The sequence below is a fragment of the Lachnospira intestinalis genome (assembly GCF_040095895.1).
Taxonomy (GTDB): Bacteria; Bacillota; Clostridia; order Lachnospirales; family Lachnospiraceae; genus Lachnospira; species Lachnospira intestinalis.
The window spans coordinates 142193-163071 of record NZ_JBBMFS010000006.1; the positions used below are offsets into that span (position 1 = coordinate 142193).

A 20879-nucleotide genomic window follows, 5' to 3' on the forward strand; every position below is an offset into this window, starting at 1 on the left:
AAAGCAATTCATGCAAAAAAAGCCGGATATATTGATAAAAATACTCATATTTATAAGTTGTTGTCTGTACGAATATGGTGTATAATTCAGACATAACGGCTTGTCGGACGAACAGGCAGCTACGTTTAGAAGTACACGAAATGAAGGAGAATGAGATGTTTAAGATTAATGACAATTATTTAAAGCTTCCGGGAAGTTATCTGTTTTCCACGATAGCCAAAAAGGTTCAAGCCTTTCAGGCTGCTAATCCGGACAAGGAAATTATAAGACTGGGTATCGGTGATGTAACGCTGCCGCTTGCGCCGGTTGTAATTGATACATTACACGGTGCAGTTGATGAAATGAGCAAGGCAGAAACATTTCACGGTTATGCACCGGATTTAGGGTATGATTTTTTAAGAAATGCAATTGTAGATTTTGATTATAAAAGACGTGGTGCCGACATCAGTGCCGATGAAATTTTCGTCAGTGACGGTGCAAAGTCTGATTCAGGAAACATTGGCGACATTTTTTCAGTAGACAATAAAATTGCAGTATGTGACCCTGTATACCCGGTATATGTAGATACCAATGCAATGGCAGGAAGAACCGGGGATTATTTACCGGATCAGCAGAAGTGGAGCAATGTAATCTACATGCCGTGTACGGCAGAAACGAATTTTGCGCCGGAGCTGCCAAAGGAAACACCGGATATTATCTATCTTTGCTTTCCAAACAACCCAACCGGTTCTACGATTACAAAGGACGAATTACAGAAGTGGGTTGATTATGCAAATAAAGTAGGTGCGGTTATCATCTATGATGCAGCTTATGAAGCATACATTTCAGAGGAAAATGTACCGCATACGATTTTTGAATGTGAAGGTGCAAGAACCTGTGCCATCGAACTGCGCAGCTTCTCAAAGAATGCCGGATTTACGGGAACAAGACTTGGATTTACCGTTATTCCAAAAGATTTAAAGAGTGGTGATGTGACATTACACAGTCTCTGGGCAAGACGTCACGGCACAAAGTTTAACGGTGCGCCATATATTATCCAGAAGGCGGGTGCAGCTGTTTACACAGAAGAAGGACAGAAGCAGACCGGTGAGCAGATTGCATACTACATGAACAATGCAAAGACAATTCTGGAAGGCTTAAAGTCCGCAGGCTATACCGTATCAGGCGGTGTCAATGCACCGTACATCTGGTTAAAGACACCGGATAACATGACATCTTGGGAATTCTTTGATTTCCTGCTTGAAAAGGCAAATGTTGTCGGTACACCGGGTTCAGGTTTTGGTCCAAGTGGTGAAGGCTACTTCAGACTGACCGCTTTCGGTTCTTATGAAAATACCGTAAAGGCACTTGAAAGAATTAAGGCAATCTAATTGTTATCATAATATTAAATACACACACCCGCGGGAACAGGCTGAAAAGCCGGAGATTTCCGCGGGTATTTTTATAAATTTTTATAATCCTGATTTGTGGATTTTTATGTATGAAGCGGGATACAGTACGGCATAAAACATTAAAAACAAAATAGTGAAAAAACTTTTATAAAAGAATTTTGTAAAATGAATAGCAATTTCCGGGAAAATAGTGTATGATAAGGACAGTGCAGAAATGCAGAACATAAAATAAAGCATGTAATAATGAAAAGCAGTAAATCAAACAGTAAAAATGGAGGTTTCAATATGTGGCAGGCAGATTTAGGAAATGGAAAGTACCGCAACCCGATTCTATACGCAGATTATTCAGACCCGGATGCAATCCGTGTCGGTGAAGATTATTTTATGATTGCATCAAGCTTTTGCAATGCACCGGGGCTGCCGATTTTACATTCAAAAGATTTAGTCAACTGGAAAGTAGTCAATTATGCATTGGACGAGTTACCGGAATTCCGTTACCGCAATCCGATTCATGGCTGCGGGGTATGGGCACCGGCAATCCGGTATCATGAAGGAACCTATTATATATGTTTTCCGATGCCGGATGAGGGCATTTACATGACAACAACAAAAGACCCGTTTGGCAAATGGAGCAAGCCGGTGAATATCCGTCCGGGAGCAGGCTGGATTGATCCGTGTCCGTTCTGGGATGATGACGGAAAGGCGTATCTGGCAGCAGGTGTTGCAAAGAGCCGTATCGGATACAAGAGTGTACTGCATATGGTAGAAATGCAGCCGGACGGTATGGGATTAATCGGCGAAGAAGTCAAGATTTTTGACGGCAATGAAAATGATCAGGTAACAATTGAAGGCCCGAAAATGTACAAGCGCAACGGCTGGTATTATGTATTTGCTCCGGCAGGCGGTGTAAAGACCGGCTGGCAGACAGTACTCCGTTCTAAAAATCCTTTTGGACTGTATGAATATAAGGTCGTAATGCGTCAGGGTGATTCACCGGTCAACGGTCCTCATCAGGGTGCATGGGTGGACACGGTGACAGGTCAGGACTGGTTCTTACATTTTCAGGATGTCTACGCAGGCGGAAGAATTGTTCATTTACAGCCAATGCACTGGGAAAATGACTGGCCAATAATTGGTATCAATAAGCCGGGCAATGATTACGGCGAACCGGTTATGGAGTACACAAAGCCGGATATCGGAAAGAGTAATTCATATCCGGTTTGCGAGCCGGATACGAGTGATGACTTTACATCGGATAAACTCGGTATGCAGTGGCAGTGGAATGCCAATCCCCAAAAGGACTGGTATGAGCTTACCGGATCAAAGTTAAAGTTAAATGCACTGGATACTGTGCCGCTCCGCCCGGTTAGTGATTACCGCAATCTGCTGTTACAGAAATGGCCGGCACCGGAATTTACCTGTGTGACAAAAATGCAGCTTTCCGGCATGGAAAACGGCGATGTGGCAGGCGTTGTATCACTGGGAACGGAATACGGCGCGCTGGCGGTTGAAAAGCGGGATAACAAATATACGGTCAGACAGATTTTGGGAACACAGTATTTTGACTGTGATATGCCGTATACAACACAAAACAGCAATGATTTTGAACTGTCCGAAAGTGATTTTAAGGATACCGGGAAAACAGTGACATTCCGTTACACGGTAAAATGCACCGGTCATATTGACCACATGGAGTTAAATCTTCCTGTAAAAGCAGCACCGGTCGAGGAATTAACACTGGAATTAAGTTTTGACGGCAAAAACTATGAAAAAGCCTTTTCATTTGCCTCCAAAGCAGGCAGATGGGTCGGTGTGAAAAACGGCATTTTCTGTGCCCATGACAACACTGTAAAAAATGACAAGACAGGATATGTACTTGTAGATTCTGTGGAATATATGCCAAAAGAAGATTAGTAGAACGATATTTTATAAAGCGGTCCTTTGCAAAAGAATGAGCCAAAGTCAGATGATAATGGAGCATTTCTTTTACAAAGGACTTTTTTATTCAATCAGTAGAAAATATGGTCGCCAATCACCGTGCCATAGGTGTCGATACCGCTGCGGTATACGTGGAAATACAGCGCATTAATCGTAACATTTCCGTTTAAAACCTCCTGCGCCGCCTGAACGCACGAAGCGGAAGCACCGCGGGAGAGCACAATCGTAAAACGGCCGCTGGCAACCGGTGTAAATTGTCCAGAAGCATAGATGACACCGGAAATGGAGTTGGCAAAACGTGGGCTGTTGACACGGTTTACAACAACACTTCCGACAGCTAACTTACCCTCGTAAGACTGGTTGCCCGCTTCACATTCGATAATTGCGGCAAGCATGGCAAGGTCAGAGGTGTCATATGAAATCGGTGTTTTATTAATATTAGAAGTAATGTCACCGTTGCCGGAATTATTATTCCCTGCGGCGGCAGCCGCGCGGCTTGCAGCCTCGGCTTCTGCGCGTTCCTGTGCCAGCTTTTCTTCTTCAAGCTTCTTTTCATAGGCAAGTGCGGCAGCTTCGGCCTCGGATACGTTGTTGGAAGACGTATCAAAATCCTGCTGGGTTTTTGCAAGCAGTGTCTTTAAATTTTCCTGTTCATTTAAAGCAGCTTCCCGTAAGGACGACAGTTCGGAAACCTCGGTATCCAGCTGTTCTTTTGCTGCCTGCTGGCGTTCATAATTGGCTTCCATCTCATCTAACATATCACGGTCATACTGTGATAACTGGTAAATGTATTCGCTTTTTAACAAAAGTTCACTCATACTTTGGGAAGTTAACAGCAGTTCAATCACATCCGAGCTGCTGCGTTCATACATATACCGGATACGCAGTTTCATGGAATCGTACTGTTCGTCCATTGTCTGGGACAGCGACAGCAGTTCTTCATTTAAGGCATCAACATCTGCCTGTTTGTCATCAATCTGTTCTTCTAAGGAAGATAAACGGCTTCCGGCGCTCTGGAGCTGACTGTCAATTTCGGATAAATCCGCAGACAGACTCTGCTGTTGTGCCTTTAAGCTTTCCAGTTCCCGGTTGGCATTGTCTAAATCGTCCTGCGTGGTTGCATAGGACAGATAAGGAATGGTCAATGCGGTACTGCAAAATACACAGCACAGACAAATCATGAATTGTTTTAACTTTTTCTTATTATTCAATGCAAATCTCCTGTTACAATCTAATCGTTATTCCAATCATTTATGCTGGTATCAGTATAAAATGCAGACCGCAAAAATGCAAGCGTCAAACCACTTTTATGCTTTATGGGGCGGGGTTCGATTTTTTTTTCACCGGCGGACAGGCACATGTGGGTTTGGAACTTTTAAACATGGTATTATTTATATCACGATACATAATAAAATATTACAGTAAAATATCTCCTGTTTTAAGAGGAAATTCATAAAAAATAATAAAATTAAGCATTATTTAGGCAGAGGCATAGACATTTCAGCAGAAACGTGAAATAATGAAGAAGTAAGTTGTTAGAAAATCAAAATAAACCGAAAAAACGTAAAGAGAGGAAAAAAGATGCTTGAATTAAACAACATCGTAAAGGATTATATTTCCGGAGATACCAGGGTAACGGCATTGAAGGGAATTAATCTGCGTTTCCGCGACAGCGAATTTGTATCAATTCTGGGACAGTCCGGCTGCGGAAAAACAACTATGTTAAATATCATCGGGGGGCTTGACCAGTATACAAGCGGTGATTTAAAGATTAACGGACGTTCTACGAAGAAATTCAAGGACCGTGACTGGGATGCATACCGCAATAATTCGATTGGATTTGTCTTCCAGAGTTATAACCTGATACCGCACCAGACCGTGCTTGCCAATGTCGAACTGGCACTGACTTTATCCGGTGTATCCAAGTCAGAGCGCAGAAAGCGCGCAATAGAAGCACTGGAAAAAGTAGGCTTAAAGGAACAGATTCACAAGAAACCCAATCAGATGTCCGGTGGACAGATGCAGCGTGTTGCGATTGCAAGAGCATTGGTAAATGACCCGGATATTTTACTGGCAGACGAGCCGACAGGAGCACTGGATACAGAAACCAGCGTACAGATTATGGAGATTTTAAAAGAAATTGCCAAAGACCGTCTGATTATTATGGTTACGCATAATCCTGAACTGGCAGAGCAGTATTCCACAAGAATTATCCGCCTTTTAGACGGACAGATTACAGACGATACCGATGCTTACAGTGAAGAACAGATGAAAGCGGATATACAGGAAAAGGAGCAAAAGCTTTCAGATGCACAGACAGGAAAGAAGAAAAAGAAAGCAAAGACATCGATGTCCTTTTTTACAGCGCTTTCTCTTAGTATGAATAACCTGATGACCAAAAAGACCCGTACCCTGCTTACCGCATTTGCCGGAAGTATCGGTATTATCGGCATTGCGTTGATTCTTTCCATTTCAAATGGTATTCAGGACTATATTGACAGGGTACAGCGCGATACACTGTCGAGTTATCCGGTCCAGTTACAGTCCCAGACCATGGATATCAGCAGCATGATTGAAATGATGGCCGGGTCTGATAAGGATTCTGTTGACCATGACAAGGATAAAGTGTACAGTAATATGATTATGTCGGAAATGATGAATACCATGATTTCCGATGTGAAAAATAATAATTTAAAATCCTTTAAAAAGTATATAGATGATAATAAAGATGAGATTTCAACATATGCAAGTGATATCCGGTACAGCTACAATGTTGATATCAATATTTACGATACAGACACAAGCGACGGTGTGACACAGCTAAATCCAAGCACTATTATGAATACGATTTACGGTACGAACACTTCACAGGGCAGCATGAGTGCGATGTATACCAATGCAGATGTATGGAACCAGCTGCCGGGCAATCAGGATTTACTGGATTCCCAGTATGATATGGTAGCGGGAAGATGGCCGCAGCAGTACAACGAAGTGGTGTTAGTTGTTGATGAGAACAACGAAATTGATGATTATACCCTGTATTCACTGGGCTTTAAAGACCCTGACGAGGTAACGGCGATGTATAAGCGCATGATGACAGGCGAAACCTATGACACCGAGGAAACAGAGTATACTTATGATGAAATTTTAGATAAGAAATTCCAGATGATTCTGCCAACCGATTATTACCGGTACAACGCAGAAAAAGACATCTGGGAAGATATGCGTGAAGATGAAACGTATATGAAAAATGTAGTAGACAACGGCACACAGATTCAGGTGTGCGGTATTATCCGTCAGAAAGAAGATGCGGTCAACACGGCAATCCGGAGCGGTGTAGGTTATACAAAGGAACTGATGCAGTATCTGATGCAGGGTGTCAACGACAGTGAAGTGGCAAAAGCTCAGCTTGCCGATGAAACAACCGATATTTTTACGGGAATCCCGTTTGACAATGACAAGGATACACCGATTACAATGGATGATGTCAATGCATATGTTGCAACGCTTTCAGAGCAGGAACAGGCACAGATGCAGGCTTATATGAGCCAGATGACAGAAGAACAGATTTTGCAACAGTTTTCGCAGTCTTTAAAGGCACAGACAACAGAAGCCACATTTGAGGGCAACAAAGAAAAGTTAGGCATTACAAACGAAGACAACCCGTCAGAAATTGATTTATATGCTGCAAGCTTTGAGGCCAAGGAAAAACTGGAAGATATTATCAGCGATTATAATAAGAAAGCAACTGATGAGGGCAGAGATGAAGATGTGATTAATTATACCGATTATGTTGGCATTATGATGTCTTCCGTCAGCACGATTATTACGGCGATTTCAGCGGTACTGATTGCGTTTGTTGCGATTTCACTCGTTGTTTCTTCTATTATGATAGGTATTATTACGTATATTTCCGTACTTGAAAGAACAAAGGAAATCGGTATTTTAAGAAGTATCGGTGCGTCAAAGAAAGATGTTTCCCGCGTATTTAATGCCGAAACACTGATTGAAGGCTTTGTATCCGGTGCACTGGGTATTGTGATTACACTGATTTTGTGCATTCCGGCGAACCGGATTATTGAAAATGTGACAACAATTGCAGGAGTTGCAAAACTTCCTGTTGCAGGTGCCGTAATCCTTGTTATAATAAGTATGGTGCTGACACTGATTGCCGGATTTGTTCCGGCGAAGATGGCAGCGAAAAAAGATCCGGTAGTAGCACTGCGTACAGAATAATAAAGCATTTGCGATACGCACGGAATTATTAGGAATAAAGGAAGCAGTCATGAGGAACGTTTACAAATTTTTAAGAGCCTCAATACTCATTTTAATACTGGTTGGCGGGACATATTTTATTGCGCAGGAATATTCAGCCGGTATTGAAAATGCAGTCAATACATCAGCAGGCGGTCAGAGTCTTACAAAGGAAACCATAACCAATCTCGGAGATGTCTTAGCGACGGTAGAAGCAGAAATCGCCGGCGGAGCCGGAAGTGAAAAAACGAATGATACGGTAAAGTCTGATTATCAGCCGGTACAGGGAACCGGACAGCTTGTGGAAGACAGCAAATCCCAGCAGACGGATACGACACCGGCGGCATCTTATGATTTTCCGGAAAATATGTATCCGTACAGAGCCATGCTTTCGGATACACAGAAGGAAGTTTATGACCAGGTGTACGGGGCAGCACTGGAATTAAAGGAAAGTGTGACACTGTGCCGTCAGCTTGACCAGAGCAGTATTAAAAATGTCATGAATGCGGTCTTTAACGATCACCCCGAGCTGTTCTGGCTGGATACCGGCTACAGCTACGGGTACACCAGCAAGGGAGCGGTCATTTCCGTGATGTTAAAATACAATGAAACGGCACAGACACTGCAGTCTGCCAGACAGAAGTTTTTAAATGCGGCGGCGAAGGTGATTAACGGCGCCAGTTCGCTTACGACCGACCTTGACAAGGAACAGTATGTTTATAAAGCCCTTCAGAATATGTGTGTCTATGATGAAAATTCAGACATGAACCAGAGTGCATACAGCGTATTCATTAACGGAAGCTCGGTGTGTGCCGGATATTCGAGGGCATTTCAGTATATTATGCAGCAGTTAAATATTCCGTGTTATTTCTGCACCGGATATGCTAACGGCGGTTATCACGCATGGAATATTGTCTATATTGACGGAAAGTATTATAATGTGGATTTGTCGTGGGACGACTCTCTTGGAGATGTATCCAATACATATTCCTTTGCGTACTTTAATCTTTCAGATAAAGCAATTTCTGTAGACCATACGCGCAGGGAACTGTCGGTGAATCTGCCGGAGTGCAAATAAAATGTCTATGGAACGGAGATTAAAATGAAATATTTAATTGATACACATACGCATACGATTGCAAGCGGACACGCTTATAACACAATAGATGAAATGACAAGAAAGGCAGCACAAATCGGGCTGCCTGCTATTGCGTTTACGGAGCATACGCCGAAAATGCCGGGCAGCTGCGGCAAACTGTATTTCAGCAACTTTAAGGTCCTGCCGCGGGAAAAATTCGGCGTGCGCCGTCTGTTTGGCTGTGAAGCCAATATTATGGACTATGACGGAACACTGGATATGCCGGACACACTGCTTGAAAAAATGGACATTGTTATTGCAAGCTTTCATATTCCATGTATCTGCCCCGGTACAAAGGAGCAGAATACGCAGGCACTGGTGCAGGTTCTTGAAAATCCGCTGGTTGACATCATAGGGCACCCGGATGACAGCCGGTATCCGGTGGACTTTGAAACGGTGGTGCGTGCGGCAAAGCAAAACAACAAGTTTCTCGAATTAAACAATACATCATTAAAACCTGACGGACCGCGCAGCGGCGCACGGGAAAATGACCTCTGTATGTTAAAGCTGTGTATGGAACACGGTGTCATGATAACACTTGGCAGTGATGCCCATGTCGAAGAGGATATCTGCAATTTTTCGTATGCGGAAGAGCTGTTAAAAGAAGTGCATTTTCCGGATCAACTGATTGCAAATTTGGATTTGGACAGATTTACTGCTTTACTATAACGTGCTAATGTGTTAAAATATCGGTATTGTTTGGAACTTTTGAAAAAATGCTGATGCGAGTTTATCAGCACAGAAAAGGGGCAGTTATGAATAGTAAATTAAAAACACCTGCGGTAGAGCAGTTATTTGATGCAATTTTAAGTCTTGAGAATAAAGAGGAGTGTGCTGCATTTTTTGAAGACCTCTGTACAATTAATGAATTGCTGTCACTTTCACAGCGTTTTGAGGTGGCAAAGATGCTGCGTGAAAAAAAGACTTATCTGGACATTGCGGAAAAGACAGGCGCTTCTACAGCAACCATCAGCCGTGTAAACCGCTCGTTAAATTACGGCAGCGACGGTTATGAAAAGGTATTTGAGCGGTTACAGATTCCGGAAGGCGGAGAAGGACAGCAGGAATAAAACATTACGGAACAGATACATATTCTGCCCGGAGAAAGGATTGAACGTCAATCTCCGGCAAGGCTATAAAAACGGAATGTGAAGAAGCACAAAACTTATCACATTCCGTTTTTGGTTGTTCCGTAAAAATTCTGCATGATTAAAAGCGGCTTTCTTTCCATGCTTTATATTTTTAAATTTTATTTTTCATTTCTGCGGCTTTTCTGCTCGGCTTTTTCGGCTTTGCGTTCCGCCTTTTCCGCCTTGCGCTCAGACTTTGTGTGCGGCACTTCCTGCTGGCTGCGCGAAGCAAAGTCGTCAATCAGACTTTCAATAATATTTTTCTTCATATAAACATCAAAACTTAGTAAAGATACCAAAGAAAAGAACTGTAAAAATTCGCGGCTGTCCGTATCTTCAACGGTAGAAAAGGCTTCCTCCGAAAGATGCGCTTTTTCAAGGACATCTTTTGAAATGCCGGAAATCTCTCCCTTGCACAGATTATAAATCTGCTTGTAGATGTCGTCTAAGCTGCCGGTATCATTTCCTTCAAAAAACTGTTCAGTCAGTGGATTTAACAGGGTCTGTATATCACTGATAGAGAGCAGATTTTTAAAGTAATAAATAAATGTCAGGACATATAAATGCTCCTTGGAATATTTCTTTTTTACCGGCGGCGGCAAAAGATTGTTTTTGGTGTAATTATTAATCATGGTTTTAGTCAGAATCTTATCGTCTTCGCGGCGTTTGCAGTCGCTTAAATGTTCGTCCATAAAGGTCGTGACCTGATCCATATAGAGGTCGATATTCGGCACCTCGCCCGGTTTGATATAATTTAACTTTGCCAGCCGCTTTAACAGCGTAGCAACAAATTGTGTATATTCAGTATTCATAACTTGTCATCTCCATTCACATAGCAGTAACTATATGACATTATATAGTATTTAAAACTAGATAGCAAGGGGCGGATATAAAACACCTGTAATTGTTTGAAAAATTGTTATAAAATTAATGAAATTTATGCAATATTGCGTGACAAAATAGGGGAAATATAATATACTGTAATTCATGGGGCAGATAGATAAGTGCCCGGTAATAATTGTGTACCAATGGGTAGAATGGAGGATATTTACTATGGGAATTTTAACAAGATTTAAGGATATTATGTCTGCGAACATCAATGCTTTACTGGACAAATGCGAAGATCCGGAAAAGATGATTGACCAGTACATGCGCAACCTTGAAAGTGATCTGGGTAAGGTAAAGGCAGAAACAGCTTCTGTTATGGCAGAGGAAACAAGAGCCAAGAGAGAACTTGACGAATGTACAGAGCAGGTTAATAAAATGCAGTCATATGCTGAAAAGGCACTGACAGCAGGGAATGAAGCAGATGCACGTAAGTTTCTTGAAAAGAAGCAGCAGCTGGTATCTACACAGACAGCATTACAGCAGTCTTATGAAGCGGCAGCAGCCAATGCGGCAAAGATGCGCCAGATGCATGATAAGCTTGTAAAGGATATTGAATCCTTAGAATCAAGAAAGGCAGCAATCAAGGCAAAAGTTGCGACAGCTAAGGCACAGGAACGTTTAAACAGCATCGGTTCAAGTGTGACAGGTGCAAACAACAGTATGGCAGCTTTTAGCAAGATGGAAGCAAAAGCCAATAAGATGTTAGATGAAGCCAATGCAATGGCAGAGTTAAACCAGTCACAGGAAGATTCTGATATTGACAATCTTGCAGCAAAGTATGATTCAGCACCACAGGATGCAGCAGTAGATGATGAACTGGCAGCATTAAAGGCAAAGATGGGCTTATAATATAAATAACAGCAGAATGGAGAAAAGTCATGGGGTTATTTGGAAAACAGCTTGCAAATGTTGTAGAATGGGAAGAATACAGAGATGACTGTATTTTCTGGAAATGGACGAACCGTGAGATTAAAAAAGGAAGCCGCCTGATTATCCGTGCAGGACAGGATGCCATTTTTATGTACAATGGTAAGATAGAAGGTATTTTTAAGGATGAAGGAAGCTTTGATATTGAATCCGATATCATTCCGTTTCTGTCAACTTTAAAAGGCTTTAAGTTCGGATTTAACAGCGGTGTGCGTGCAGAAGTTCTTTTTGTGAATACAAAGGAATTTACCGTAAAATGGGGCACAAAAAATCCGATAGCCATTCCGGCACCGTCACTTCCGGGCGGTATGCCAATCCGTGCGTTTGGTACATTTAACATTAAGGTCGATGACTATCTTGCATTAATTGATAAAGTGGCGGGTGTGAAGCAGATGTACACGGTTGACGATGTCAGGGAACGTGTTGTTGCTGTTTTAGACCAGCTTCTGATGAAGTGGATTTCTAAAGAAGGCAAGGATATGTTTAATCTTCAAGCCAATGCGTATGATATCTCAGCAGGGATTAAAGAAGACCTTGATATGCAGATGATTAAGATTGGACTGACCATTACCGACTTTAACATTTCAAGCTTTTCGTATCCGGAAGAAGTACAGAAGATGCAGAACAAAGCCGCTTCCCAGTCTATGGTGGGCGACATGAATAAGTATGCACAGATGGCAATGGCGGACAACATGAGCAATGGTAAGTCCTCTAACATCGGTGTGGATATGATGAATATGCAGATGGGATTACAGATGGGCAGACAGATGATGGACAGCATGAACAGCATGAGCAGCGCGCCACAGAGTACAGGTGCGGCACAAAGCAGTACGTCAGGCAGTGCACCGAAGTTCTGTCCGGAGTGTGGTTCACCGACAAACGGTGCAAAATTCTGTTCCAACTGCGGACATAAATTAGTATAAAAATCCGGCGGCGGCTGTTTTATTTTCGCGAAAGCGGACAAATGTGCAGTCAAGCGGGGAAAGCTCTTGATAAGGGTGATATAAAAAGAGCTGTTATGCATAAAAGTATTTTTGGAATACTTGCATGACAGCTCTTTTTTGTTTATAATGACACATACTTGAAACAGTGCGTATGCAGTGTGTACATCTTTGGGCAGGATAGTCATAAAGAAACTGTATACACGCAGGAATGGAGGAACGGTTTGAATTTAGATGGATTAAATGACTGCCAGAAAAGGGCGGTAAAACAGACAGAGGGGCCGGTGTTAATTATTGCCGGGGCAGGTTCGGGAAAAACACGTGTTTTGACAAACCGCATTGCATATCTGATTGATGAATGTGGAATCAGCCCATATAATATTTTAGCAATTACATTTACCAACAAAGCCGCCGCAGAAATGCGTGAACGTGTGGAAAAGGTAACGGACTGCGGCAGTCAGGTGTGGGTAAGTACCTTTCATTCGACCTGTGTGCGGATTCTTCGCCGTTACATAGACAGAATCGGGTATCAGACCAATTTTACGATTTATGATACGGACGACCAGAAAAGCGTAATCCGGGATGCCTGTAAAAAATTAAACATCGATACAAAAATGCTGAAAGAGCGCACAATTATGAGTGCGATTTCATCTGCCAAAGATGAAATGATTTCGCCGGATGAAATGGAAGTGAATGCCGGGGGCGATTACAATGCCAAAAGAATTGCCGGTGTATATAGAGAGTATCAGAAGACACTTAAAGCAAATAATGCGCTGGATTTTGACGATTTGATATTTAAGACGGTTGAACTGTTAAACCGTGATGAGGAAGTGTTGGAAGCGTATCAGGAGCGTTTCCGTTATATCATGGTCGATGAGTATCAGGATACGAATACATCGCAGTTCCGCCTGATTAGCAAGCTGGCGGAAAAATACGGCAATCTGTGCGTGGTTGGTGATGATGACCAGTCCATTTACAAATTCCGCGGGGCGAATATCAGCAATATTTTAAATTTTGAAAATACATTTCCGGGTGCAAAGGTAATCAAACTGGAACAGAACTACCGTTCGACACAGACGATTCTTTCTGCGGCAAATGAGGTGATTGTGCATAATATCGGAAGAAAATCCAAGAAGCTGTGGACGGAAAACGGCAAAGGGGACAAGATTCATTTCCGCATTTATGAAGATGCTTATAAAGAAGCGGAAGGCGTGGTGGAAAATATCTGTGCCTGCGTGCGCGACGGCTGGAATTATAACGATATTGCAATTCTTTACCGTACCAATGCACAGTCCCGTCTGCTGGAAGAAAAACTGATAGTCAGAAATGTGCCGTACCGCATTTACGGCGGCATTAACTTCTACCAGCGAAAAGAAATCAAAGATATTCTTGCCTATTTAAAGACGATAGATAACGGTATGGACGGGCAGGCGGTGAAAAGAATTATCAATGTACCGCGGCGCGGAATCGGTGCGACAACACTGGAACGTGTACAGGAGTTTGCCGATGCCAATGATATGACGTTCTGGGATGCCTTGTGCAATGCCGCAGAAATTCCGAATATCGGCAGGGGACTTTCAAAGATTGAATCCTTTGTGACACTGATTCTGGGATTTCAGGCAAAGAAGCAGTTTTTGTCTATCCGCGAGCTGACAGAAACAATTCTTGAAGATACGAGGTATATGGAAGCACTTGCGGAAAACGAAACCAAGGAAGAAGTTGAAGCAAGACAGGAAAATATCGATGAATTTATGAATAAAATCATCAGCTATGAGGAACAGACCGAAGGTGATTTTTCAGAAATGCAGACAGACAGAGAAAATCCGCAGGCAGCTCCGACACTCAGCGGATTCCTTGAGGAAGTGGCGCTGATTGCAGATATTGACAATCTGGATCAGGACGGCAATCAGGTCATGTTAATGACCCTGCACAGCGCAAAGGGGCTGGAATTTCCGATTGTATACATGACAGGACTGGAAGACGGACTGTTCCCAAGCTACATGACGATTATGTCCGATGACCCGACAGAAGTCGAGGAAGAACGCCGATTGTGTTATGTCGGCATTACAAGAGCCCAGAAGGAATTAAATATCAGTGCGGCAAAGACACGTATGATTCACGGCGAAACACAGATGAATAAGGTGTCGCGTTTTGTAAAGGAGATTCCTGAAAATCTTTTAGAAGTTGAAAATCACAGCTACGGCAGTAAGAAAAGTGCCATTTCTTTTGGCGGCAAAGACAGCAGTGAATCACAGGGACACTTTGATTTCCGTGCAAATGCAAAGGCGGCGCTGTCCCGCTACGGAAGCGGAACAACCACTTACGGTCAGGGCAATAAAAAGGTTGCAATCAGTGGACAGAAAGGCATCGGCAGTGCCTATGCCACAAATTACGGCAGGACACCGACTAATTACGGTACAGGAAACTTTGCACAGCCGAATAAAAAAGTCGGTTTTGGGAAAGAATTTCCGATGGACATATTTGATTTAAAAAAGCCGGCAAAAACCACAACGTCCTATAGCATGCCATCAAAGAAAGCAGCCGGGGCAATTAAGTCGTCAGGACAGGCAGCAGGCGGGACAGGGCTTGGCTACCGGGTCGGCGATACCGTTTCCCATGTCAAATTCGGAACCGGACAGGTGCTTGCTATCGAAGACGGTATGCGTGATTATATGGTGACAGTCCAGTTTGAAGAATTTGGCACAAAAAAAATGCTTGCAGGGTTTGCAAAATTAAAAAAACAGTAGTAAATCGGGCAGGCATATGCTATAATGACAATAGAATATACGTGAAAAGAAAGGGGCTATGATGATGATGAGCAGAGATAAGATTGAGGATAAATTAGAAGAACTTATTGCAGCAAGCAGACTCAATGAGCTTTTAAACAAAAAAGAAGCCGAGGAAGAAAAGAAAAAGAGCAACTGCGTGATTGCAGTGCTTGCAGTCATCGGTGCAGTTGCGGCAGTCGCAGCGATTGCTTATGCGGTTTACAGATATTTCACACCGGATTATCTGGAAGACTTTGACGATGATGATTTTGAAGACGACGATTTTGAGGAAGATGACTTCGAGGATGAAGACTAATCCAATCGTAAGTGAAAAAGTTTACAAGGATGCCACTGGCTGGAGTATCAGTCAGTGGTATTTTTTAAGAAAATTTATGATTATGGCAGAACAGGAAAATAAAAAGAAAGCAAGAGCGAGGTATTCATGAAAAAAGGCGAAACATATACAGGACGCGTACAGCATGTGGATTTTCCCAATAAGGCGGTGGTATTTACAGAGTCGGAAAATCCTGAAGATAACGGACAAAAGGTTATTGTAAAAAATTCAATTCCGGGACAGAAGGTCCGGTTTATGGTCAATAAAAAGCGCGGCGGCAAATGTGAAGGCAGACTGCTTCAGGTGCTTGAAAATGCACCGTCAGAAACGGCAGACAGATGTAAGCATTTCGGAACATGCGGCGGCTGTGTCTACCAGAGTGTGCAGTATGAAGAACAGTTAAAGATGAAAGAAGCACAGGTTCATAAACTGCTGTCGGAAGCGGTTGACGGGGAATTAAACTTTGAAGGCATTATCGGAAGCCCGTGTCAGGAAGCGTACCGCAATAAAATGGAATTTTCATTCGGTGATGAAGTAAAGGGCGGCGAACTGGCATTAGGTCTGCATAAGCGCAACAGCATGTATGACATTGTGACGGTGGACGGCTGTAAAATCGTTGATGAAGATTATCATAAAATTTTAACGGCGGTGCTTGAATACTGCCGGAAAAAGGAACTTCCGTATTACCATAAAATGACCCATGAAGGCTATCTGCGCCACCTGCTGGTGCGCAAAGCCGTAAAGACACAGCAGATTTTAGTGGATGTTGTGACAACGACACAGATAGAGTTTGATATGGCAGAACTGGCGGGTATTTTACGGGAACTGCCGCTTTCCGGTACACTGACGGGATTTTTACATACACGCAATGACAGTGTCGCCGATGTTGTCAAAAATGAGGGTACAACGGTACTTTACGGCAGGGATTACATTGAAGAAGAACTGCTCGGACTGACTTTTAAAATTACGGCATTTTCATTTTTCCAGACCAATTCACTGGGAGCAGAGGTGCTGTATTCCAAGGCGCGTGAGTATGTCGGTACGACAAAGGACAAGGTGGTCTTTGACTTATACAGCGGCACGGGAACAATTGCACAGATTCTTGCGCCGGTTGCTAAAAAGGTTATCGGTGTTGAAATTGTGGAAGAAGCTGTGGCAGCAGCCGCAGAAAATGCAGAAAGAAACGGACTGGACAACTGTGAATTTATCGCAGATGATGTGTTAAAAGCACTCGATAATATCACAGACCGCCCGGACTTTATCATGTTAGACCCGCCGCGTGACGGCATCCATCCGAAAGCACTGGAGAAGATTATTGATTACGGTGTGGACAGCATGGTCTACATTTCCTGCAAACCGACTTCACTGGCAAGAGATTTGGCGGTGTTACAGCAGAGAGGATATAAGGTTGTAAAGAGCTGTTGCGTGGATATGTTTCCGAATACGGTGCATGTGGAGACGGTAGTTCTTTTGTCCCAACAAAAACCAGATGACACGATAGAGATCGACTTAGACCTGGACGAGCTGGATGCCACCAGTGCCGAGTTGAAAGCAACCTATCAGGAAATCAAAGATTATGTGCTGAAAGAATTTGGCTTGAAGGTTTCAAGTTTATATATTTCTCAGGTAAAACGCAAATGTGGAATTGAAGTGGGAGAAAACTATAATCTTTCAAAATCAGAAAATGCAAGAGTTCCGCAATGCCCGAAAGAGAAAGAAGATGCTATCAAGGCTGCCCTGAAATATTATGCGATGATCTAAGGACATCGCTGATTTCAAGGAGGAATAACACATGAAAAGCACATTTGAAAAAATGGGTGGAACCTACACACTTGGCGCAGACGGAATTTACTATCCGAATCTTGTCAGTACAGATGAAGAACCGCATTATGGGAAATATGGAATGATGCGGAAAACATATCTGAAAGAGCATCGTCCGGCAATGTATTCACTGTATATGCTGGAAGACAGACTGACAGAACATCTGAATACTGTGGACGATGAAGCACAGGAGAGAATGGATATTCTGGTGAGTCAGATGATGGAGAAGCAGGGCATTACGGAAGAATTGAAAGCTCGTGACCAGATGGAATGGGTTAGAGCGGTAAATAATGTCCGGAATTCTGCAGAAGAGATTGTGCGTCATGAAATAATTTATAAATAATAGCTGAGGGACTGTTGGACAGTCCCTTTGTTATTTCTTGGCAGCTAAAACTGGTGACAGGTATTAATGACATAATTCGCGTTAAATACATATATTTTATTTGATTTTTATTGAAATAAGCTATGGTAAAGCTGAAAATCGTAAAAAAATACGAAAATATAAGATAACTATTGACAGATTGGATGGGGGAAGGTATAATCCAAGATGTAGAAAGGTATGGTGTAATTATGTTTGTTTCATTTTCAGTAGGAAATACAGGTCCATTCAAGGAGATAACTGGAATCACAACCCTTGCGGAGAATTTGAAAAAAGAGTTCTTAGAGGAAAATACATTTGAAGTCTCTGGACAGAACTATAATAAAATTTCATACATTTATGGAGCAAATGGTTCTGGAAAAACAAATTATTTGGCAGCACTTACGAAAATGCAGAAGATGATAATAATGTCTACTGTGTTGGGAGCTAATAATAATAAGCTATTAGAAGTTCCTGCAATTAAGAAAGAACTAGCAGCACCAATCGAAACTTTTAAGTTTGATATTGATTGTAAAAGTAAAGAGACGTATTTTGAGATTCAGGTGATTATCGAGGAAATTTTATACACTTATTCATTTGCAATTCAGGATGGAAAAATTCAAAAAGAGCTTTTGACCAAAAAGAAGAAACGGACAGAAGTACTTATTAAGAGGACTTCTCCAAAATATGAAGACATAGTACTTCGCTCCGGATTGTCTAGTTTCAAGAATATGGTATCTGTTGTTAGAGAAGACGCATTATGCTTGGCAATGGCGGCTATGTTAAACAATCCTTTAGCAAGTATGATTCTGAATGAAATAATGAATTATCGTGTGATAAATATGGCTTCGGTTGGAAATGCACCGGATTTTGATGAAGAAAATACTAATGAGGAAGCAATAGAAAGATATCTCAAGTATTTAAAAATAGCTGATCCCACATTGACAAATTTAAAGGTTGATTTGGAATCAAAAATGGATAAACATGTATTGAGTGAAGACGATTTAGAGAACAAAGAGCTGGTCATCAAAAACATACATGTAAGTGTTCAATCACTTCATGCTACTTACAAAGATCATAAACAAGTTGGGGAGATAGAACTTCCATTTTTGAAGTATGAATCAAATGGAACTATTCGAATGCTGAGAGTTTTACCTGCTATTTTTGAGGCATTAGATGCTGGAAGTACGTTATTTATTGATGAAATAGAGAATGGTTTACATCCTAATTTAGTAAAGCTTTTAGCTGGTTTGTTTAATTCTAATGAATCTAATCCGCATCATGCACAGTTAATATGTACAACACATGACACACTGCTACTCGATGGAGTACGGAGAGATCAGGTATGGTTTACAGATAAGAACCAGTATGGAGAAACAAGCATGTGCAGATTAAGCGATTATCCAAATGTGAGAAGCAATGATAATATTGCTGCGAAATACTTACAAGGAGTATTTGGAGCGATTCCCAATACTCAGAATTTGTAATAAAAAAAGAACCAAAGCGCCAACTTTGGTTCAGGTGGTAGATATCTACCAAATGTAGTAACCATGGGCGAAATGACCATGGCGCAATATAAAATAATCCAAACCAATAATACCATGGTTACTACAAACTTTCAATAAAAATTTAATACAGGAGAGATAAAATATATGACGGAATTGTAGTAATATGGTAGCTATTGCGCCATTAAATTTATAAGTACTTTGGTCATTTCTCCTTTTCATATAGATATATTTTTTATATAAAATGGAGGAAATAATTTGATTATTAAAAAGAAAAGAATTAATAGTTTATCATGTTTGAACCATGTTGAAGAGGGAAAGAATCTGATGATGGTACTACGTGATGCAGCGAGATTTAAAGGGATATTAGTGAAACTGGGATTTTCGGAGGATTTAATTGAAGGCGAGAGAGTTTTACCATCCATGTTAAATCCGACGCTGAAGAGAAATGCAGAGCCTTTTTATATTAAGGATAAAACAAAACCGAAAGAACAGTATACACAAACTTTGTGGTGGACGCGACATGAGTGGGCAGGCCGTGGAGAGACAAGAGAGGTGACGGATTTTGTTACCATTCCTCGTGAGAGATATGCAAGAATAAAATTCGAGCCATACAGTGTGGAATTGTTCTTGAAATATGATGAACAAGGCCAGTTGATGGTAATGACGGATTTCATTTCATATTGTCATGATAATGAAAAGTTGCTGATAAATACGATTAATATTTTTCTTACTAATTTTGAAGAGTGTGAAATATTAACTGAGAATTTTGAAAATGTGATGCCTACCCGAACTATAAAGCTGAATTGGGAAGTGTTACCAAGTGGAGATTATCCGTGGAAAAGGATGCAAGATGATTTACAAAAAGTATCTGCTAAAAGTAGTAAGACTGCGAAAAAATTGCTAATTGATAAATGTGAGTTTATAAATTCTTTTCAGCCTGATTTTAGAGCATATGGGAAATCTGGATTTCATGGGTATGTGATTTTTGGATTCATGCATAGGAACATATATGTTTTGGAAAGCGTTTATCCGAACAATGCCACATATGTTTTTGGAAAAAATTGGGAAGAACTTTCAAAACTTACTAAAGCCGAAATTTTAAAAGAGAATTTGCAAGATGTACGAATAATTCATAATAATAATTGGCAACAAGAAATACGTGATTTGTTGGAGGTAGCATAAATGGGAAAAAATCAACATGTAACGCCACATAAAGAAGGTGGCTGGCAAGTTAAGGGTGAGAACAATACAAGAGCAACAGTTAGAACTGATACACAGGCTAAAGCTATACAGAGAGCACGAGAAATAGCTAGGAACCAAGAAGCTGAACTGTTTATTCATGGAAAAAATGGGAGAATTAGAGAAAGAGATTCATATGGAAATGATCCGTTTCCGCCGAGAGGATAAACTATAATAAGTAAACAAAGAGCTGAACAGATAGGACGAAAACTCCTATTTGTTCAGCTCTTGTGTTTATAAGAGG

18 protein-coding genes are annotated in these 20879 nt (G+C 41.6%); 16 read left to right on the forward strand and 2 right to left on the reverse strand.

The annotated features are described in order from the left end of the window. Positions 1-155: 155 nt before the first annotated feature. Both WMO37_RS08775 and WMO37_RS08780 read left to right on the forward strand, forming a co-directional pair. The gene (locus WMO37_RS08775) at positions 156-1370 is read left to right on the forward strand and encodes an LL-diaminopimelate aminotransferase (RefSeq protein ID WP_022432980.1); all 1215 of its coding nucleotides are present in this window, start codon (positions 156-158) and stop codon (positions 1368-1370) included. A 306-nt stretch (positions 1371-1676) separates the two neighbouring features. Continuing rightward, a complete protein-coding gene (locus tag WMO37_RS08780; RefSeq protein WP_349154820.1) occupies positions 1677-3305 on the forward strand; it encodes a glycoside hydrolase family 43 protein in 1629 nt (542 codons plus the stop codon). Positions 3306-3400: 95 nt separating this feature from the next. On the opposite strand, the gene WMO37_RS08785 is transcribed toward WMO37_RS08780, so the two are convergent. Next, on the reverse strand, positions 3401-4540 hold the full coding sequence (locus tag WMO37_RS08785; RefSeq protein ID WP_349154821.1) for a cell wall hydrolase: 1140 nt from the start codon (positions 4538-4540) through the stop codon (positions 3401-3403). A 370-nt stretch (positions 4541-4910) separates the two neighbouring features. Between WMO37_RS08785 and WMO37_RS08790 the strand changes: the two genes are divergently transcribed. The 4 genes from WMO37_RS08790 to WMO37_RS08805 all read left to right on the forward strand — a co-directional run bounded on the left by WMO37_RS08790 (position 4911) and on the right by WMO37_RS08805 (position 9791). Then, a complete protein-coding gene (locus WMO37_RS08790) occupies positions 4911-7565 on the forward strand; it encodes an ABC transporter ATP-binding protein/permease (RefSeq protein WP_349154822.1) in 2655 nt (884 codons plus the stop codon). Positions 7566-7614: 49 nt separating this feature from the next. After that, a complete protein-coding gene (locus WMO37_RS08795; RefSeq protein ID WP_022432976.1) occupies positions 7615-8661 on the forward strand; it encodes a transglutaminase domain-containing protein in 1047 nt (348 codons plus the stop codon). Between the two features lie 24 nt (positions 8662-8685). After that, positions 8686-9390, forward strand: a complete 705-nt coding sequence (locus WMO37_RS08800) for a phosphatase (protein ID WP_022432975.1) — start codon at positions 8686-8688, stop codon at positions 9388-9390. 86 nt (positions 9391-9476) lie between these two features. Further along, positions 9477-9791 (forward strand): YerC/YecD family TrpR-related protein, encoded by a 315-nt coding sequence (locus WMO37_RS08805; protein ID WP_349154823.1) that lies wholly within the window; start codon positions 9477-9479, stop codon positions 9789-9791. Positions 9792-9970: 179 nt separating this feature from the next. On the opposite strand, the gene WMO37_RS08810 is transcribed toward WMO37_RS08805, so the two are convergent. Continuing rightward, complete coding sequence (locus WMO37_RS08810; protein ID WP_022432973.1) at positions 9971-10663, reverse strand: DUF1836 domain-containing protein; 693 nt, start codon at positions 10661-10663, stop codon at positions 9971-9973. A gap of 241 nt (positions 10664-10904) precedes the next feature. On the opposite strand from WMO37_RS08810, the gene WMO37_RS08815 reads away from it, so the two are divergent. The 10 genes from WMO37_RS08815 to WMO37_RS08860 all read left to right on the forward strand — a co-directional run bounded on the left by WMO37_RS08815 (position 10905) and on the right by WMO37_RS08860 (position 20803). Continuing rightward, a complete protein-coding gene (locus tag WMO37_RS08815; protein WP_022432972.1) occupies positions 10905-11588 on the forward strand; it encodes a PspA/IM30 family protein in 684 nt (227 codons plus the stop codon). A 29-nt stretch (positions 11589-11617) separates the two neighbouring features. Then, positions 11618-12589: an SPFH domain-containing protein gene (locus tag WMO37_RS08820; protein WP_022432971.1), complete on the forward strand. Its 972-nt coding sequence runs from the start codon at positions 11618-11620 to the stop codon at positions 12587-12589. 242 nt (positions 12590-12831) lie between these two features. After that, the gene (locus tag WMO37_RS08825; protein ID WP_349154824.1) at positions 12832-15354 is read left to right on the forward strand and encodes an ATP-dependent helicase; all 2523 of its coding nucleotides are present in this window, start codon (positions 12832-12834) and stop codon (positions 15352-15354) included. Between the two features lie 58 nt (positions 15355-15412). Beyond that, positions 15413-15691 (forward strand): DUF4366 domain-containing protein, encoded by a 279-nt coding sequence (locus WMO37_RS08830; RefSeq protein ID WP_349154825.1) that lies wholly within the window; start codon positions 15413-15415, stop codon positions 15689-15691. Further along, positions 15681-15821, forward strand: a complete 141-nt coding sequence (locus WMO37_RS08835) for a hypothetical protein (RefSeq protein WP_349154826.1) — start codon at positions 15681-15683, stop codon at positions 15819-15821. The genes WMO37_RS08830 and WMO37_RS08835 overlap by 11 nt, the downstream gene beginning before the upstream one ends. Beyond that, complete coding sequence (gene rlmD / locus WMO37_RS08840; protein WP_349154827.1) at positions 15818-17470, forward strand: 23S rRNA (uracil(1939)-C(5))-methyltransferase RlmD; 1653 nt, start codon at positions 15818-15820, stop codon at positions 17468-17470. Before WMO37_RS08835 ends, rlmD begins: the two co-directional genes overlap by 4 nt. Positions 17471-17501: 31 nt before the next feature. Further along, on the forward strand, positions 17502-17873 hold the full coding sequence (locus WMO37_RS08845) for a TnpV protein (protein ID WP_005348469.1): 372 nt from the start codon (positions 17502-17504) through the stop codon (positions 17871-17873). A gap of 170 nt (positions 17874-18043) precedes the next feature. Next, entirely contained in the window at positions 18044-19375 is a 1332-nt protein-coding gene (locus tag WMO37_RS08850) for an AAA family ATPase (protein WP_148486446.1), read from the forward strand. A 276-nt stretch (positions 19376-19651) separates the two neighbouring features. Beyond that, positions 19652-20578, forward strand: a complete 927-nt coding sequence (locus WMO37_RS08855; RefSeq protein ID WP_055195118.1) for a hypothetical protein — start codon at positions 19652-19654, stop codon at positions 20576-20578. Then, entirely contained in the window at positions 20579-20803 is a 225-nt protein-coding gene (locus tag WMO37_RS08860; protein WP_349154828.1) for a DUF2188 domain-containing protein, read from the forward strand. The last annotated feature ends 76 nt before the right edge of the window (positions 20804-20879 follow it).

Excerpts from the sequence above, each read along its gene's own strand:
- WMO37_RS08805 (WP_349154823.1), top strand. The coding sequence starts at position 9,477 with ATGAATAGTAAATTAAAAACACCTGCGGTAGAGCAGTTATTTGATGCA.
- WMO37_RS08815 (WP_022432972.1), top strand. The coding sequence starts at position 10,905 with ATGGGAATTTTAACAAGATTTAAGGATATTATGTCTGCGAACATCAAT.
- WMO37_RS08845 (WP_005348469.1), top strand. The coding sequence starts at position 17,502 with ATGAAAAGCACATTTGAAAAAATGGGTGGAACCTACACACTTGGCGCA.
- rlmD (WP_349154827.1), top strand. The coding sequence starts at position 15,818 with ATGAAAAAAGGCGAAACATATACAGGACGCGTACAGCATGTGGATTTT.
- WMO37_RS08830 (WP_349154825.1), top strand. The coding sequence starts at position 15,413 with ATGATGATGATGAGCAGAGATAAGATTGAGGATAAATTAGAAGAACTT.
- WMO37_RS08860 (WP_349154828.1), top strand. The coding sequence starts at position 20,579 with ATGGGAAAAAATCAACATGTAACGCCACATAAAGAAGGTGGCTGGCAA.
- WMO37_RS08780 (WP_349154820.1), top strand. The coding sequence starts at position 1,677 with ATGTGGCAGGCAGATTTAGGAAATGGAAAGTACCGCAACCCGATTCTA.
- WMO37_RS08820 (WP_022432971.1), top strand. The coding sequence starts at position 11,618 with ATGGGGTTATTTGGAAAACAGCTTGCAAATGTTGTAGAATGGGAAGAA.
- WMO37_RS08790 (WP_349154822.1), top strand. The coding sequence starts at position 4,911 with ATGCTTGAATTAAACAACATCGTAAAGGATTATATTTCCGGAGATACC.
- WMO37_RS08795 (WP_022432976.1), top strand. The coding sequence starts at position 7,615 with ATGAGGAACGTTTACAAATTTTTAAGAGCCTCAATACTCATTTTAATA.
- WMO37_RS08810 (WP_022432973.1), bottom strand. The coding sequence starts at position 10,663 with ATGAATACTGAATATACACAATTTGTTGCTACGCTGTTAAAGCGGCTG.
- WMO37_RS08835 (WP_349154826.1), top strand. The coding sequence starts at position 15,681 with ATGAAGACTAATCCAATCGTAAGTGAAAAAGTTTACAAGGATGCCACT.
- WMO37_RS08800 (WP_022432975.1), top strand. The coding sequence starts at position 8,686 with ATGAAATATTTAATTGATACACATACGCATACGATTGCAAGCGGACAC.
- WMO37_RS08775 (WP_022432980.1), top strand. The coding sequence starts at position 156 with ATGTTTAAGATTAATGACAATTATTTAAAGCTTCCGGGAAGTTATCTG.